At 42.7% G+C, this 17234-nt stretch carries 12 protein-coding genes; 5 read left to right on the top strand and 7 right to left on the bottom strand.

Going from position 1 to position 17234, the window contains the following annotated elements; translation table 11 throughout:
• Positions 1–148: 148 nt before the first annotated feature.
• The 3 genes from ABDV94_RS08960 to ABDV94_RS08950 are packed head-to-tail and all read left to right on the top strand — an operon-like array spanning position 149 to position 5971.
• Entirely contained in the window at positions 149–3166 is a 3018-nt protein-coding gene (locus ABDV94_RS08960) for a hypothetical protein (RefSeq protein WP_343606645.1), read from the top strand.
• A gap of 44 nt (positions 3167–3210) precedes the next feature.
• Entirely contained in the window at positions 3211–4293 is a 1083-nt protein-coding gene (locus ABDV94_RS08955; RefSeq protein WP_343606643.1) for a hypothetical protein, read from the top strand.
• 1 nt (position 4294) lies between these two features.
• Complete coding sequence (locus ABDV94_RS08950) at positions 4295–5971, top strand: hypothetical protein (protein WP_343606641.1); 1677 nt, start codon at positions 4295–4297, stop codon at positions 5969–5971.
• A 593-nt stretch (positions 5972–6564) separates the two neighbouring features.
• On the opposite strand, the gene ABDV94_RS08945 is transcribed toward ABDV94_RS08950, so the two are convergent.
• The 7 genes from ABDV94_RS08945 to ABDV94_RS08915 all read right to left on the bottom strand — a co-directional run bounded on the left by ABDV94_RS08945 (position 6565) and on the right by ABDV94_RS08915 (position 12700).
• The gene (locus ABDV94_RS08945; RefSeq protein WP_343606639.1) at positions 6565–7254 is read right to left on the bottom strand and encodes a lycopene cyclase domain-containing protein; all 690 of its coding nucleotides are present in this window, start codon (positions 7252–7254) and stop codon (positions 6565–6567) included.
• The gene (locus ABDV94_RS08940) at positions 7254–7736 is read right to left on the bottom strand and encodes a carotene hydroxylase (protein WP_343606636.1); all 483 of its coding nucleotides are present in this window, start codon (positions 7734–7736) and stop codon (positions 7254–7256) included. Before ABDV94_RS08940 ends, ABDV94_RS08945 begins: the two co-directional genes overlap by 1 nt.
• Entirely contained in the window at positions 7733–8359 is a 627-nt protein-coding gene (locus tag ABDV94_RS08935; protein ID WP_343606635.1) for a carotenoid biosynthesis protein, read from the bottom strand. The genes ABDV94_RS08940 and ABDV94_RS08935 overlap by 4 nt, the downstream gene beginning before the upstream one ends.
• Positions 8360–8363: 4 nt before the next feature.
• On the bottom strand, positions 8364–10571 hold the full coding sequence (locus tag ABDV94_RS08930; protein ID WP_343606634.1) for a tetratricopeptide repeat protein: 2208 nt from the start codon (positions 10569–10571) through the stop codon (positions 8364–8366).
• A gap of 183 nt (positions 10572–10754) precedes the next feature.
• On the bottom strand, positions 10755–11927 hold the full coding sequence (hflX, locus tag ABDV94_RS08925; RefSeq protein ID WP_343606633.1) for a GTPase HflX: 1173 nt from the start codon (positions 11925–11927) through the stop codon (positions 10755–10757).
• 3 nt (positions 11928–11930) lie between these two features.
• Complete coding sequence (locus tag ABDV94_RS08920) at positions 11931–12272, bottom strand: cytochrome c (RefSeq protein WP_343606631.1); 342 nt, start codon at positions 12270–12272, stop codon at positions 11931–11933.
• On the bottom strand, positions 12263–12700 hold the full coding sequence (locus ABDV94_RS08915; RefSeq protein ID WP_343606629.1) for a hypothetical protein: 438 nt from the start codon (positions 12698–12700) through the stop codon (positions 12263–12265). Before ABDV94_RS08915 ends, ABDV94_RS08920 begins: the two co-directional genes overlap by 10 nt.
• Before the next feature lie 115 nt (positions 12701–12815).
• Here ABDV94_RS08915 and ABDV94_RS08910 point away from each other — a divergent pair, with 115 nt between their 5' ends.
• Together ABDV94_RS08910 and ABDV94_RS08905 are read left to right on the top strand one after the other, a co-directional pair.
• Positions 12816–15848, top strand: coding sequence for an amidohydrolase family protein (locus ABDV94_RS08910; protein WP_343606627.1), 3033 nt, complete (start codon positions 12816–12818; stop codon positions 15846–15848).
• Positions 15849–15867: 19 nt separating this feature from the next.
• Positions 15868–17151 carry an amidohydrolase family protein gene (locus ABDV94_RS08905; protein ID WP_343606625.1) on the top strand — a complete coding sequence of 428 codons (1284 nt, stop codon included), beginning with the start codon at positions 15868–15870 and terminating at the stop codon, positions 17149–17151.
• Positions 17152–17234: the final 83 nt, after the last annotated feature.

Here is a 17234-nt window from a genome sequence, read left to right as displayed (position 1 = left end):
TTTGCGCATTTCTTTTCAGAAATCACAATAGCAAAACATTTATGAATTATTTCCTTCAAAAAAACGTGTCTTTTTTTTGAAAATGCATTTCTTTTTTATACCTTTCACAAAATAGTTAACCTTTCTAGAAACCATTTAAACACCAAATATGAATAGCCCTATTAATGATGTCTTCAAGTTTTTGAACGTAAGACAGGCTCAAAAACTGACAGATGAAGAAATAAGCGCTCGCTTTATTACCTATAACTTTTTTTTCTCAATTGATCCAATTATCCTGCAAGAAATTCAGAGTCACGGACAACTACTTTATTCCCGTTTACTATCTGACCTCTCAAAAGCAAATCCACGGGATGTCATGGAAGCAACTGTATCTGAATACAGACTATCAAGTTCTTTTTACTGGGAAACAAAAGCAGAGTTGTCTGCAATCTTTCCCGGACTCAGTTCAATTCTGGATTATTTAACTTCCAAACAATTTCTGGATACTGCAGCATCTTTTAAAAGTGAGGTTGAGGATCACTTTATTGAATCTACGATAATTGAGTATCTAGAATCTTCCGATTATCTTGAAAAGAAATTACGTTTGTGGGATATCCTAATGGCGGAAGTAATTCTTCCTAAGAATCTGGGAGAAAGAGAACTCATAACCAACTTTCTCCGAGTTCTGCACATATTCGAGGAGATCGCTTCGAATAACAAATTGATGATGGACGAGGGCGGGTTTCGCAAGGTTGCTCTAGCATCCTGTGTTTTACCGAAACCCATATTTCCCTTACCGGAAATTGTAAATCCTATTGATGAAAATAATACTCCGATTGAACAGGACAACTCTGATATTATTGCAGCTCAAAAAAAGATTGAAGCCTTATCAGCAGCATTGGAAGAAATCACTCTATCATTAGATAATCAAGGGTATAATACTGCTTTCTCGACAAAGAATTCGGATGAAAAGTTAAGAGAAGATGTAAATAGTGCGACCGAGAACCCCATAAGAGAAGGGCCAATGTCAAAACTACCTGTTGATCCTATTTACTTAACCAGTGATAGCTATGATTTACTTACAGAAGAAACAAAAGAAGTTATCAATCTTTTAAAGATTCCTAACCAATATACCAAGATTGATACTGTTGCCGCAAGAATTCAAAAAGAAATCGACAAGCAAACAAACATCGTTTACCAAAAAAGAAAAGGTTCGGAAAGAGTCGTTCGCATCGGAGGGGCATTGGTTTCATTGTCGAATTATTGCTGGGAACTTCTTGAATTAGAAGATCAGCGAAATCCTTGTGATCCATTTTATGGTACAACAATCCCAAAAGGTTCAGGAAATATTCAACCGATAGGTGTAGCGGACTTATTAGTAATCAAGCAACAATTACTAAAATATGAAATGGGCGAAATTGCTCATATCGAAAATATTCTTCAATCGGAGAAAAAAGAACGTGAACATCGAAAACTGGAACGTATTGAGGAGACATATACCACTGAAACGGAAACAACTACAGAGACACAAAGAGACACTCAAACCACAGAACGTTTCGCATTGGAAAGAGAAATATCCAATGTAGTTCAGGAAAGTCAACAAAATCAGTCCTTCAATGAAAGCGGATTCGGAGCTACACTTACTGCAAGTTACGGTCCGGCAAGTATCTCCGCTTCGTATAACAACTCTTCAGGTGGCTCCTTTGCCTCTTCTTCTGCTTCTCTTGACGCAGAAAAAGTAGCTTCTTCTTATGCAAAAGAAGTGACCGAAAAAGCAATGCAAAGAGTCATTGAACGAGTTAGAGAACAACGCTCAAGAACAACAATAGATGAGGTTGTTGAAGTCAATACTCATGGCTTCGATAATACAGCCGGTACAGGTCATGTAACAGGAGTATACCATTGGGTTGATAAATATTATCTCTCAAAAATCATCAATTATGGTCGACGGATGATGTTTGAATTCATGATTCCGGAGCCAGCCGCATTTCATATTTTCTCACAAATAAACAGACCTCCGGAAGGTGGAGTTTTAGAAAAACCCGTTCCCTTAAAAGAAAACGGGCTGAATAACTTTAACGATATTACAGAAAGCAATTACGCGCACTTAGCTGCTTTATATGGAGTTCCAGATATTACGCCTCCCCCATCAATTTACAAATGGGTAAATAAAGCCTTTAATAAAGATAAAACTCCCAATAGTGATCCATATCCATGGCCGGTTACTTTTTCAAGTAATGATCTGGCTGTACCTGATGGATACGTTGCTAAATCAGCTATTGTTAAAATCATGAAATCATGGAGCGGTTGGGTGAAAGTATGGATTGGCGACAAATGGCAAGATGACGCCAACCAATATACCGTTTCACTAAACGATGAGACTGGAATAGTTCCATTTTCAGTAATGGCGGATCACCCCAACTCTTATGTTATCAACGTAGAAGTATTATGCCAACGGGCAGCGGATACATTGAGCAAATGGAAAATAAGCACATATAACGCAATTGTCGACACTTACAATCGCTCACTGGCAGCTTATGAGGAACAAGCCTCAGCAGCAAACATACAAGCAGGTGTCAGCATTTTGGGAGACAATCCTGCCCGAAACAGAGAAATCGAAAAAGAAGAATTAAAACGAGCATCGCTAGAGCTGTTCACCGGTCAGAAATACGAGGCATTTGATGCCATGAGAGATAATCAGCCATCACAAGGTTATCCTCAATTTAAGAATAACGAAGCAATAGCCGAAGGAAACTATATTAAGTTCTTTGAACAAGCATTTGAATGGTATAATATGATGTACCTCTTCTACCCATATTTTTGGGGCAGAAAGAAAAACTGGGTTGTCACTAAAAACTATGATGATACAGATCCTTTATTCATGAAATTTTTGCAGGCAGGCTATGCCCGTGTTGTCGTTCCGGTTCGTCCGATGTTTACTAAAGCGGTATTACATTATGTAAAAACAGGGCAAATCTGGAACGGTGGAGATCCTCCAACAATTGATGATGATCTTTACTTGTCTATTGTTCAGGAAATAAAAGATGCTGAAGATGACACAGAAGGTACTCCGGTAGGATCGCCATGGACTGTAAAAATGCCAACCAACCTGGTCATGTTACAGCAAACAATTCCTCCTGTACTTCCAGACTTTTCAAGTACTTTATTACCTCCGGTAACTCCATAACAAGTTTAACTGATAATTATCCGTCGACCATTATTTCTGCTAAAATGAAGGAGTTAATAAGAGTTTATTCCCTTGAAGACCCTATTATTTGGGATGAAAATAAACAGCTTTTATTGAAAGCTATTTTAAAAGCTATCAATATGCCATTTTCTATGGGAGTAAAAAAAGAATTTGCTTTTCAAGTTAATCCTGTTTCAGGATGGGTAAACTTTGAATGGCAGAATCAACTATGGACCTCATTCCAAAAGAGGGTGTTAAAAACTCCTCAGGAAGCAAAAAAAGTGGCCGATACTTTTTTGAGATCACTCATTAAAGAATCTGCGGGTAAGGAGTTTTCATCTAAAAAAATCCCTCCTATCCTGCCTCATAGCATTCATACAAAGATCGTACATAAATCAACGAGACTAGTACCACACCAGGACCGTTTTTTAATTGATCATTGGATGGTGAGTTATGCCGTTCAATTAAAAAAGAATAGTACAGATACTGAATTTATCGAGTTAGAAGGTAGTACAATTACAATTCGGATCGGATTTAATGACAATATCATTGGTTTTTCATCTCAATGGAGACCTTCTTTTTTGCAATCAGAAGAAGAAGAATTGGTTCACCATCATGAAGAAGAACACTCAGATGATGAAACTCACGACCACGATGAAACACAAAGTACTAGTTCAGACCAGGAAGAACATGAAGAACAAACAATCATTTTTGAATTAGCTGGAGAAAGTGAGTTTCAGAACAGAATAGTTCCATACTATAAGTCAGCTGAATCGCACCACTCCAGCTATTCTCCCGCTTCTTCAACTGCTTTTGTAATTTCGCTATCAGAAAATTACACTTTATCAGGAGAAAAGGAAATATCCATTCAAATTAATGGAGGATCGGGTGATTTTGCGTATTCCGTGCATGCATTCAAACCTGATGAAGTATTCGAAGAAGGGCATTTTAAAATAGCTGACGGTATTTACAGGGAGGGAGACTCAAAAATTTACCTCCCCAAGGCTATTTATAACCTGATAATATGGGTAGCCGACGTGCAAACAGGATTTATCCGAAAATATGAACAAAGTATTTATTCATTTCCAATAACAGACGGTGAAACTCCGTCTGAAAGTATCGTCTAACATGGCTATTTTCAAAACATCTCGTTGGTATATGGAATATGATGCCGAAAAAGACGGCTCATTACCCGATGGCGGAATTATTCTCAGAAATGTTCGGCATGATAATTATAATCTGGCAAAAGAAATCAGGGTCATTGGATTTTGGATCGAGTTTGAAACTTTTACAAACGGAAAAAGCACCGCAAAACAACATAAATTTTTTGCTCTCAACAAGGCAACATTTACATATGGAAATCAAGGCAAACCCCTTCTTCTGGATGAAAGAAGTGATTCTGCCTTAAAAAAGATCAAGGATCTGAAGTCAAAAAAGCTTTATGATAAACAGGATAAAAACCAGAAGAAAAAGTACGATTCCTACATCAATATTCTGGACAATTTGCAAAATTTTTCAAAATACCACTTTATCAAAGGAATTCAGGAAAAATACCTATTAAAGAGTACCTTTGATTTTGAAAATTGCGAGTTTTCGGGGGTCAATATCACACAAACCTATTTATTTACTGACTATCAGGACAGACCTGCCCATGAACCCAGCGGAGCGCTGAAAGCCGCCCGGCTTTTCCCGCTGGTCAAAACGGAATTCACAAAAAACCAGGATTTTAAACCAAAAGAGCAAAAAGTAACTCGGATCAATTCCATACGCATTGATTATAAATTTCATCCTGCTTTGGATACTTACCTATTTGATAGTGACACACAAGAAAAAATAAACCAGGCAAACAATCAAAAATTGGAAGGAATGGTAAATGGTTTATCCGGAATCTCCAAAGATGAAAAAGCAGAAGCTCTTTATATATTAAAAAACAAACCGCAACAAGCAGGTGTTTTTATTGACGAAGAAAGTGTTGACTATCCGAGCGGCGGGCTTTATGGTCCACAAGAAGCAGTATTTAAAGCTGCAGAAAAACCCTTAGTGTATGAAATTGGCGGAGTTGGTCTTGCTAAAGGAATGCCTGCGTTTTCCGATAAGGATCAGAAAGCGTACAAAACCTGGGACAATATCCACTGGTGGGGAGGATACAAAAAAACACATATTCCTTCCGCTCCGGGTGCTTTTCATGCTCTTCACTTACATTGGCGCTGGGGTGGAGCTGTAAAAAAAACGTCGGATCCGGCGAGTCCCAAATACGGAAATGACTCGCAATTTTCTTCGTCAGGTGTGCCATCAGAAGTTTTAAAAGACAAGCGGTACAAGGGACTTCTCGGACCACTTGTACATCCGGATTGCTGGATTCAGTCTATTCGTTTTGCCGTCGTGAAACATACTGACAAAACAACCAATACAACAACTAAAGAATTTAGAGATAAGTTTGCTGATAAGATCGATACTCCGTCAACGAATCTGAAAAAGATTGATCAAGGGGATAATATATTGCTGTGGTACTCTATAGAAATTCACAAAAAAGTAACCTTGCCAGGATATACGACTGAAGACATTTCTCTTGCTCCTGGGAATACGAGAGTCAATATACCTGAAAAGGAACTCACCGGAAAATTGAACGGAACAGTATTCATTCATGGAATGTTTTTTGCGCATGAGCAGGAAAAAACGGTAAAAGCAAAAACTTTTCTTGGTGTAAAAATTGAAACTACAGGTTCTCAAACAGAAGAGTATTTTCCAAACGAAAAAAATACTATTATTAAAGAAAAAAAGTTTATACGTGATGTCGAGTATTAAGAACTGCATAACAATATATACCATACTAATTGTAATCAATGCAATTGCGTGTTTCATTGACTTACCTGTAATATCCTCGAATATTCAGGCGAATTCTGGCGTTAGATTACATATCCTACCAACAATCATCAATAGCTTCCTGTTTTTAATTCTGGTTTCTATATCAAACGTCCTATTGCAAAAAAAGGCTTCTGAAACAATCCTGAAAGCCCTTTATATCGGGGTTTCTTTTTTCATTTATTTGATATCCGTTATTTTCCTGTTTGCCGGAGCGTACATCATCGGAGGCGAATACGGAGCATTGGCTCTATTTCTAATTACTTTATTAGTATCACACGGTATTATCTTTTATACGATACATCCTAAAAGCGAAAGGAGCCTATTCATATTATCTTCTATTTTAATCATGATCGTATATTTTACGATGTATATTGTAATTCCGGCAAAAGCTAAATATGGTTTTGGAAATTACTTGTCTTTCTTATTAGATTTTATCTTATTGCTTAATAGCATTGGAGCACTTGTGATACTCCGAAAGAAATTATCCTGATATGGAAAAGTATAAAAGTGGCGTTCTTATTGACTTATTGACTCTACCCCTTCTTTCTCTTCTGTGACAGTAACTCGTGAATGAACACAACCGGTAGCAACATATCCAGGTTGTAAAAAATGTCTTCCAGTGGAATGGTTCCGATCCGGATTCCCACGATATGGTCTTCGGAATACCAGACCACGGGTTCAGGAGTTGTAAAACCTGTCAGGATACCATTGACAATCAGGAAAGGAATCAAACAAATGATAAATGCAAGGGCGAAATGATTGAACCATGTGGCCCGTGCCCGGAAGTAAATCCCAATGATCAGCAGAACGGACAGTGCGCAAGCAGTGAGTGTGTACCAATTCCGCAGGTAGCAGATCGTCAGTAACAAACCCGAAAGCACCATCAGGAAAGCAAAAGCACGTCCCAGTAAATCCAGTTTTAGATCCGGGAAATATCCCTTGATTACTTCGTAAACAAACACACAGGCATACGGAACGACCAGGAAAAACAAGATTTCTTCGAGCGGAAGCCGGAGCAGGTAAATTCCCTGTACGTATTTTCCGTTGAACCCCCACACTCCGTGATCGGTGAAATAATTATCCCACAGGAGAAAGAATAAACCAACCAGTAGAATCGCCGGGAAAATGGTTTTCCAATGCGTGTAAAAATGAATTTTCCGATCAAAACTCAACAGAAAAGGAAAGGTAATCGTTCCCAGGATGATCCACAGATACAAGCTCATCAGACAGCCCGGTTTTGCCTGGAAGCTTTTCGGGCTTCCAAATAATACTTCATCGGAACAATCAACAGACCGAAACATTCACCATCTTCTTTATTCACGTGCTTGTGATGCATTTTATGCGCTCTGCGAATTGCCATGAAATAAGGCGTATTGATCTCCCGAATCCATTTGAAACGTCGGTGGATAAACACATCGTGGATGAGGAAATAGGTAAATCCGTAAGCCATAATCCCGAATCCCATCCACACAAAAATGTAGTATTGGTACATGAGTCCGAGCATGATTCCAAGCCAGCTCGGAATGGCAAAAATGAGGAAGAAGACATCGTTTCGTTCAAAAAATCCGGATTTTCCCTGGTGATGATCCCGGTGGAAATGCCACATAAAACCATGCATCACGAATTTGTGTGCAGACCACGCAGCGAATTCTGTCAGGAAAAATGTCAAGACCAAAAAAAATATGCCAAGTCCAATTGAAATCATCGGTTTAAAATTGCGAAAAAAAGTGCAATTATCACAAATAATCCGACACTTACTTTATTCGTTTCAACGGTTTTCCGTTTCAGGATCCAGTAACTGAACAAGGTTGAGAAGATCATCCAGCACACGTAGTTGTATACGGGAATCGCGCCATTTGTCCAATGCCAGAAACCGGAACGAACGGCAACCGGTTCCATCAACCAGTCCAAAGCGGTCATTAAAACCCCGGAAACAAGTGCTTTCAGCAGCAAAGGCAGCTTCCATTTGTGTACGATGGCCGCAGCACCAAACGTGAGCAACACCCAATTCAGCCCAATGATCAGCGGAATGTCATCTGCTTTGAAACCTAAAACCGTTCCGTAAGCGTAATGACCGAACAGCAGCGAAGTATGCACTCCAACCCACTCGATGAGGTAACCACAAAGCGCTACCAGGAACAGGTCGACATGTTTTTTTGCAGAATAATCTTTAAATGACAAATACAAGCATCCGAATGACAACAGCAGGTTGAACGGTGTCAGCTTCAGGAAAGCTCCCCGCATATCCGTATGCAGACCGATTACTCCGACCGTATAGAAAATCATCAGAATCACCAGCAACAGGTTCTGTCTTTTACTTAAAATCATCTTCTCAACTTATTTTCACTCCGAATACACACACATCATCTACCTGATCCAGGTTTCCTTTCCAGGCCGTAAAATGCGTTTGCAGCAAATGAGGACGATCACTCACCCGCTCTTTGGTTAATTCCTTCAGGTACGCATTCAGGTTAGCCAGTTTCAGCTTCTTCCCTTTTTCTCCGCCAAACTGATCGGCATATCCGTCTGTGTAGGCAAACAACGTGTCTCCTTCTTTCGTTTCGATGGAATAGGTTTTGAAACCTTCCATGGCATCACTCTTCCCAACCGGCATTTTATCCGCCGGAAATTTGATTAATTCCTCATCGCGAATCACAATCGGGCTGTTATAAGCCGCGGCGTACGTCAGGGATTTGTTTCCTTCGTCAAAACAAAACAAGATGCCGTCCATTCCGTCGCGCGCGCCGTCGTGCGAAATGGATTCCACCAAACGGCTGCGTACATGGTTGAAAATTTGCCCGGGCTCTTCGATGCCCAGCTGGTTAATTGCTTCTCCAAGCAGTGTCATGTTCAAAGCGCTCATAAACGCTCCGGGAACGCCGTGTCCCGTACTGTCGCAAATAGCCAGGTAGAATTTCCCGTTCCGCCGGGTTGCCCAGTAAAAATCTCCCGAAACAATGTCTTTGGGTTGAAAGAAAATAAAGGATTCCGGAAGAGTTTCCAGGAGCAGTCGTCTTTGAACCAGCAGGGATTCCTGGATGCGTTTCGCATAATGAATGGAATCGAGGATTTCGGTCTGCTTCGCTTCAATGAGGGATTTCTGGGCTTCAATTTCTTCGTTTTGCCGGTTGAGCAACGCATTCGCCTTTTTCTTATCCCGGTTCGACTTAAAGCTGATTGCCAGCGAAATAACGATCAATCCCCCGATTAAAAACAACCCGAAGATGAGGTTACTCTTGCGTTCGTTTTCGGCAGAAATCCGCTGGTTGGTTTGCTTCGAAAGTGCCAGATCCTGTTCTTTCCTGTCGAGTTCATTCAATGAGTTCAGGGTCGCAATCTGGTTGGTGACAGATTCCAGGTCCATTTTCTCTTTCAGGTTATTTGCCCGCTCGAAATATTCCAGTGCTTTCTTATGATCTCCCGCTTTTTGTAAAATCTCTGAGAGTGTTTTGTATGCCCGAACCTGCGCATTGAGGTCTTCCGTATCGAGAAAGGCATCCAAGGCAATTTCGCCATGTTTGACCGCCAAAGCCGTTTTTCCCATGGACTGGTAGATCGATGCTTTTGTGAGCTGAACTTCTGCATAGTTCAATAAATCCGCTTCCTGGTTCGACATCTTTTCGGCCCTGTTTGCCGCTTCCAATGCCTGGTCATACTGCTTGATATCTGCCAGGTAATTTGCCTGCGCATGGTAGTAGGAAAGCCAAATCTCGTCTTCATCCAGTTTCTGAGCAACGGTATGAAGTTCCTCCAGGGTGTTCTTTGCCTTCCCGAACTGTTTGGTATTCCGGTAATCCAGCGTGAGGTTGTACAGGATGGTCTCCAACGTTCTGTAATTATTGGATTTCTCCATGATTTCTTTCGCGATCTGGTGATACTTCACCGACTGCCCATACATCTGGCGCTCGTGGTACACCGTTGCGATATTCAAGTACAAACGTCCTTCCTGCTCTTCGTTCCGGATCTGCTTGTTGAGTTCGAGCCCTTCCTGGAATGCTTTGACCGCCTGATCGAACAAACCGCTCGATTTATAAGCAACTCCAAGATTCGTATACAGGATCAGCACATTTTCATCATCCTTGAATTTTCGTGCAATGTCGATCGCTTCCTGGTAATTTTTCAATGCCTGTGCATAATTTCCCTTTTCGAGGTAAACCGATCCCAGGTTCGAATAGGCCCCTACCAGTTTATTTTCCTGGTGGTATTTCTGGCGCAGACCGATCAATTCTTCGTATGTACGGATTGCTTCCGGGTATTGCGAGTTGAGACGGTAATATACCCCCAGCGTATTTTTAGCATCCATGACTCCGTTCGCGTAGTGCTTCCGGCGGGCCAGTTCCAATCCTTTTTGCAAATAAAAATAAGTAGAATCAAGGGAATAATCCAGGTAAGTCCACGCAATCTCGTTGTATTGAAAAACGCGCATGGTGTCAGAAGATACGGGCTTCTGAAGCGCCAACCTCAAACTATCCAGATAAGGCGTCTGCCCCTGTGCCAGGGAACAAACAAACAGGACCGTCACCAAAATCCAACTTCGCATAACCGAAGATACGGAAAATTCAAACGGGTGAATGTAAAATTCAAAAAGGATCAACCGAAAGGTTCATTTCAATTCAAAATGATCAATGCAAAAAAAGCCGAATTCAAAATGAAAAAAGAAGTTTCACAGAAATTATCCTTTTTGCACTTCGAATTTTGAATTTTGCTATTTTGAATTAATCAATCAGTATAGGAAATTATTAAACGGGTAGCGGACAGCAAAAATACGTTTGATCTCCGAATACATGGTTTCTTTCAGCTCTTCCACGTTCTGCTTATCCGTTGCGGAAATAAACACACATTTGGTAGCCGGAAGGCGGTTCATCCACGTTTTCTTCAATTCTTCCAATGTCATGTTGGAACCTTGCTCATCCGGTTTGTACGCATCAATTTTATTGAACACCAAAATAACCGGCTTGTCTTTGTTGTCCAGTTCTGCCAGCGTTTCGTTTACCACGTGGATGTGGTCTTCAAAATTCGGATGGGAAATATCTACTACATGGATCAGCAAATCGGCTTCGCGCACCTCATCCAGCGTCGATTTGAACGATTCTACCAGCTGGTGCGGCAATTTACGAATGAATCCAACAGTATCGGTCAACAGGAACGGCAAATTCTCTATCACTACCTTTCGCACCGTGGTGTCTAATGTTGCGAACAGTTTGTTTTCTGCAAATACTTCGGATTTACTCAACAAGTTCATCATCGTGCTTTTTCCAACGTTGGTGTACCCCACCAAAGCCACACGAACCAGTTGTCCGCGGTTGCTTCGCTGCACGGCCATCTGCTTATCGATTTCCTTCAACTTTTCTTTCAGGAGAGCAATCCGCATTTGGATAATCCGGCGGTCGGTTTCAATCTGGGATTCCCCCGGACCACGCAGACCAATCCCCCCTTTTTGTCGCTCCAGGTGAGTCCAGAGGCGTTTCAATCGCGGGAGCATGTATTGCATTTGTGCCAGTTCTACCTGTGTTTTCGCATGGGATGTACGGGCGCGGGACGCAAAAATATCGAGGATCAAAATGTTCCGGTCCAGGATTTTGCATTCCAGTTCTTTTTCAATGTTTCGCAATTGAGAAGGAGAAAGCTCGTCATCAAAAATGACCAGCTCTACTCCGTTTTCTTTAATGTATTCTTTGATTTCTTCCAGCTTCCCGGTTCCCACAAAGGTTCTCGGGTTTGCAATCGGAAGTTTCTGTACAAATCGTTTGACAGTCGTTGCCCCGGCTGTTTCAGCGAGAAACTCCAGTTCATCGAGGTATTCATGAGCTTGTTCGTCCGTAACAGAAGAGGTAATAATTCCAACAAGTACGCAGGTTTCTTCTACTGCATCCACTAATACGTGACCTTCACTCATAATTTATTTTCGTAGTGTTTGAACGAATTTTACTAATCCTTTAATTTCAGGGGTAGTGAGCATTTCTTCGTAAGGCATCATCCCCTTGTCATTTCCTTTGCGAATGGTCTGTTCAATCTTTTTGTCATCGATTGTACTAATTGACAAATCCGCTGCATTGGAAGCTTTCAATGTTCCGTCCGGGCCGTGGCAGGAAGCACAATTGAGTGTGTAGACCGCACGTGCGTCTTCCAGTGAAATCGGTTCGTTGGAAACAGGTTTCGTTGTTTCTTCCGGTGTATCGTTTCCACATCCCGCCAAAAACAGGCTGCAGAAAAGTCCGGGAAATAGTATTCTTAAAACCATGATCCTCCTAATGCTGTTCTGAACGGCCACGGAATTCCTGCAAAAATGATAATCAATACAATCGTATACCAAATCAGGATTGTTTTGTGTTTTTTCGCCGGATCAACTGCTTTTTCCGCTTTCTTTCTTCCGATAGTTGCCAATACCACAGCCAATACCATCAACAGGATGTGCTCCAAGCCGAAGAAACGGTATTGCGGGTTTTTCATCCAACCCTCCGCGTAGGAAATTTTACCGGAAACGAAAGCCAACACAGTTCCCAACGTAACCTGGATATGCAGCATCACCATCGCAAACAAGTTCAGCATCTTGTCGCCTTTCTCGTATTTACCGCCTTTCAGTTTCAACATGGCATTCACGATCGCGAAAACCAACAATGCAAGAGCCAGCCAACGCAGGCCCGAATGTCCGTGTACTAGTGCACCCATAATCAAAAAGTTTTGGCAAAATTACCGAAAAAAAGACCTCATTCACCTTCTCAGATCACTTATTTCCGCAGAGAATCATTATTTTTCAGCCCTCAAAACCAGAAGTTACCAAAAAATGATTCGTTATATCCTTGCGCTACTGATTCCTTTCAGTGTATTCAGTCAGGCGGAAAAACCTCAAAACGGTGTCAAAGCACCTGATCAGAATTCATTCGTACTGACGAATGTGACCATCCTGGTTTCACCAGACAAAACCATCGAAAACGGAACCATTACCGTTCGAAACGGAAAGATTGTTTCAGTCGAAAAATTCTCGCTGACGAATCCGAAAGACCTGCAGGTCATTGATGGAAACCAGGCAATTGTTGTTCCATCGTTCATTGAAGTAAACAGCACCCTGGGGATTCAGCAAGATCAAAAGGCAGAAAACAAAACCGGACCATACTACTGGAATAATGCCATCCGCGCCGATTTTGATGCGGTGGACTGGTTTAAAGCAGACGAAAAACTCATGTCCGAATACCAGAAAATGGGCTTCGGAACAGTGCTTGTTCACCGGCATGACGGATTGGCCCAAGGATATGCACCGCTCATTCAGCTGGGGATGAAAAACCCGGATCAACAAGTGTATGCCAACAAAATTGCTTCGTTCTATTCTTTCCGTAAAGGAAGCTCACAGCAGGAATATCCGAGTTCGCTGGTTGGAGCAATCGCCTTGCTCAGACAAGCTTTTTACGATGCGCAGTGGCATGCCGAATATGGGAAAGATGCCAATTACAGCCTGGATGCGCTGACGCAGCAATTGAAAAAACCGGCCTTTTTTACCCTGGACGATAAATCAGATGTGTTCCGCGTGAAGATGTTCATGCGTGAATTCAAACGCGATTTCACGGTTATCGGAACCGGGCAGGAACAATTCCTCGGGAATATCTGGGACACCATCAAAGTACCACTCGTGATTCCGGTTAATTTTCCGGATGCGTTCGATATGAAAGATCCATACCTGGCGCATGAAATCCCTTACGGCGAATTGAAAATCTGGGAAATGGCTCCTAAAAACCCGGCCTTCCTGATGAAGCACAAAGTTCCCTTCATTACTTCTGCTTCCGGACACACTGCTGCCGCAGATTTCTGGAAACACATTCATCAGGCACTGGCTGCAGGCTGGACCATCAACGACGTGCTTCGTTCCCTGACCGTCGCTCCGGCAACACTCCTTGGAGTTCAGAAAGAAACCGGAACCATCGAAGCGGAAAAATGGGCCAATTTTACCGTATACGATCAAAACCCCTTCCTGTACCAGGCCAAAGTACTGGAAGTGTACGCCAAAGGAGAACGCAAAATATTCCAAAACCAGCCGATTGCTGATATTCGCGGAACCTACAGCCTCAATATCGACGGAACAAAATTCTTCCTCGACATTGCTGGAACAACCACTCAGCCGGAAGGAAAAGTGAAGCTGATCCGCACCATCCAGGACTCACTGACGCTGGCAAACAAATCAGACACACTGACGACCAATGCTAAAATTTCGGTCGTGAACAACGATATCGCGATTCATTTCATCCAGCAAGTGGACGGTGAAAAACAAAGCTTCAGTTTGAAGGGAGACATCAACCCGCGCGTCTTTATTTTCGAAGGGGAAGGAACCAACAACAAAGGAAAATGGATCAAATGGAGTGCTTTCCGAAGCAAAAAGTTTGAACCGAAAGATGAAAACAAACAGGCCTGGACATTGGATACCTTATCTGTTCCCGGAATCCGTTTCCCGAACAATGCTTATGGTTTCACCACACTTCCGAAACAAAGCACCATTATTTTCGAACAGGCTACCATCTGGACCAATACCGACGAAGGGATTATCCAGGAAGGAACTGTGATTGTTGAAAACGGAAAGATCAAGGCCATTCACAAAGGTTCCGGAACGTACCTGAAACCGAACAATGCCATTGTGATCAATGCACGCGGAAAAATTCTCACAACCGGAATCATCGACGAACACTCACACATTGCACTTACCCGCGGTGTAAACGAGGGTGGACAGGCTATCAGTTGTGAAGTCCGCATGGAAGATGCTCTAAATGCAGACGATATCGACATTTACCGCCAATTGGCAGGAGGTGTTACTGCCGCGCAATTACTTCATGGTTCAGCGAACCCGATCGGCGGACAATCTGCCCTGATCAAATTGAAGTGGGGACACTATCCGCAGGAATTGCTGATCAAAAACGCACCGAAATTCGTCAAATTCGCTTTGGGTGAAAACGTGAAGCAAACCAACTGGGGTTCCGGAAGTCGTTTCCCGCAAACCCGCATGGGAGTGGAGCAAGTCTATATCGATGCCTTTGTACGTGCTTTGGATTACCACCAGGCACAAAACCCTTCCGGGAAACACAAAGACAAAAATGCAGCTCCGCCGGCGAAAGACCTGGAACTGGAAGCATTGTACGAAATCGTGACCGGCGAACGAAACATTACGTGTCACAGCTATGTACAATCGGAAATCAATATGCTCATGCACGTGGCCGATTCGTTCGGGTTTAAGGTTAACACGTTTACGCACATCCTGGAAGGCTATAAACTGGCCGATAAAATGAAAGAACACGGTGTAGGCGCTTCGACCTTCTCTGATTGGTGGGCTTACAAATTCGAAGTACTGGATGCCATTCCGCAAAATGCCGCCCTGATGACGAATATGGGATTAACCGTTGCTATTAACTCGGACGATGCCGAAATGGGAAGACGTTTGAACCAGGAAGCAGCAAAAACCATCAAATACGGTGGTATGACAGAAGATCAGGCATGGAAAATGGTCACGCTAAACCCGGCAAAACTACTCCACCTCGATGACCGCATGGGAACGATCCAGGTTGGAAAAGATGCCGATCTTGTTTTGTGGACGAACAATCCGCTAAGCATTACAGCGAAACCACTGTATACGGTTGTCGACGGTGAAATCCTGTTTGATGCGCTGAAAGATTTCCAGATGCAGCAGGAAATTGCAGCGGAAAGAGCGCGTATCATTGCAAAGATGTCGGAAGAGAATAAAAAAGGGGAACCTGCCAAACCATTCACCCGCAAACGCCGTGGACATTTCCACTGCAATACCTTAGGAGAAACCGAATCACTTGAAGTCAATGAACACTAAGCAGGAAAACACCTTGAAGATGAAAAAAATCAGTTTATCGTTCCTGATCCTGCTTGCTTTTGCGGGAACAGGATACAGCCAGAAAAAATACGCTAAAATATTACTCGAAGGTGCAACGGTGCACATCGGAAACGGACAGGTTATTGCAACGGGGAGTATCGGGATTGAGAACGGGATCATTACGCTCGTTCGGAACAGCCTTGCTTATACGTACAACAAAGCTGACTGGGACACCGTGATCAGCCTGAGCGGACATCACATTTACCCGGGATTCGTGGCTCCGAATTCCACTTTGGGTCTCACGGAAATTGATGCCGTAAAAGCATCTCTTGATTTTCGCGAACTTGGAACCTACAACCCGCATGTGCGTTCTCAAATTGCGTTCAACTGTGAATCGAACGTGATTGAAACCGTGCGCACCAATGGAATCCTGATCATTCAAACCACTCCGCGCGGCGGCAGAATCTCCGGTCAGTCCAGTTTGATGGCCAGTTCATGCTGGAACTGGGAAGACGGAACAATGAAAGCCGACGACGGAATCCACATCAACTGGCCTTCCGCATACACACATTCGTGGGAAGGAGGCCACTCGAATACGAAACCCAGTGAATCGTATGAAGATCAGAAACGCGAATTGCTGGCATTCCTGACTGCAGCAAAAACTGCTGCTGCGAATAAAAATCCATGGACACCTCTGCAATACAGTGCCCTCAGCGACTGCTTTACCGGTGAAAAACGCTTGTATTTCCATGCAGACCAGGCACAACAGATCAACGATATTCTCGACCTGGTGACAGAACTGGAAATCAAATTTCCGGTGATCGTTGGAGGTTATGAAAGCTACCTGGTCGCAGACCGTTTGAAAATCAAAAAAGTTCCGGTCATGGTGGGTCGTTTGCATTCGCTTCCACAAAACGATGACGATTCATTTGATTTACCATACAAACTTCCGTTCCTGCTCCAACAAGCCGGCGTTCAGTTCTGTCTCCAAAACGAAGGCGACATGGAAGCCATGAATGCCCGAAACCTGCCTTTCCTGGCCGGAACAGCTATGGCTTACGGATTAACGGAAGAAGAAGCAATCCGTTCCATTACACTGAGCGCCTGCGAAATCATGGGAATCTCTAAAAATTACGGCAGCATTGAGATTGGGAAGAAAGCAACCCTATTTGGTTCCAATGGTTCTGCCCTGGAAATGAAAGGAAACCAGGCTTCCGTGATTTTAATCAACGGGGAATTTGTTCCTGTTTCCAATTTCCAGACGCGTTTGTATGAGAAGTACAAACAGAAATACGGGAAATAAGTATGGAGGGGCGCGAGATGCATCGGGATATAGGTATTATTCACACCCAAACCATTTTACAATAAAAACTTTATTGTATTTTC

Origin of the sequence: Fluviicola sp., assembly GCF_039596355.1 — a bacterium.
Lineage (GTDB): Bacteria > Bacteroidota > Bacteroidia > Flavobacteriales_D > Crocinitomicaceae > Fluviicola.
This window is presented reverse-complemented; position numbering and strand designations above follow the sequence as displayed.

What these genes read in the sequence shown, in the direction of transcription:
- ABDV94_RS08950 (WP_343606641.1), top strand. Translation starts at nt 4,295, where the DNA reads ATGGCTATTTTCAAAACATCTCGTTGGTATATGGAATATGATGCCGAA.
- hflX (WP_343606633.1), bottom strand. Translation starts at nt 11,927, where the DNA reads ATGAGTGAAGGTCACGTATTAGTGGATGCAGTAGAAGAAACCTGCGTA.
- ABDV94_RS08935 (WP_343606635.1), bottom strand. Translation starts at nt 8,359, where the DNA reads ATGATTTTAAGTAAAAGACAGAACCTGTTGCTGGTGATTCTGATGATT.
- ABDV94_RS08905 (WP_343606625.1), top strand. Translation starts at nt 15,868, where the DNA reads ATGAAAAAAATCAGTTTATCGTTCCTGATCCTGCTTGCTTTTGCGGGA.
- ABDV94_RS08940 (WP_343606636.1), bottom strand. Translation starts at nt 7,736, where the DNA reads ATGATTTCAATTGGACTTGGCATATTTTTTTTGGTCTTGACATTTTTC.
- ABDV94_RS08945 (WP_343606639.1), bottom strand. Translation starts at nt 7,254, where the DNA reads ATGAGCTTGTATCTGTGGATCATCCTGGGAACGATTACCTTTCCTTTT.
- ABDV94_RS08960 (WP_343606645.1), top strand. Translation starts at nt 149, where the DNA reads ATGAATAGCCCTATTAATGATGTCTTCAAGTTTTTGAACGTAAGACAG.
- ABDV94_RS08955 (WP_343606643.1), top strand. Translation starts at nt 3,211, where the DNA reads ATGAAGGAGTTAATAAGAGTTTATTCCCTTGAAGACCCTATTATTTGG.
- ABDV94_RS08910 (WP_343606627.1), top strand. Translation starts at nt 12,816, where the DNA reads ATGATTCGTTATATCCTTGCGCTACTGATTCCTTTCAGTGTATTCAGT.
- ABDV94_RS08920 (WP_343606631.1), bottom strand. Translation starts at nt 12,272, where the DNA reads ATGGTTTTAAGAATACTATTTCCCGGACTTTTCTGCAGCCTGTTTTTG.
- ABDV94_RS08930 (WP_343606634.1), bottom strand. Translation starts at nt 10,571, where the DNA reads ATGCGAAGTTGGATTTTGGTGACGGTCCTGTTTGTTTGTTCCCTGGCA.
- ABDV94_RS08915 (WP_343606629.1), bottom strand. Translation starts at nt 12,700, where the DNA reads ATGGGTGCACTAGTACACGGACATTCGGGCCTGCGTTGGCTGGCTCTT.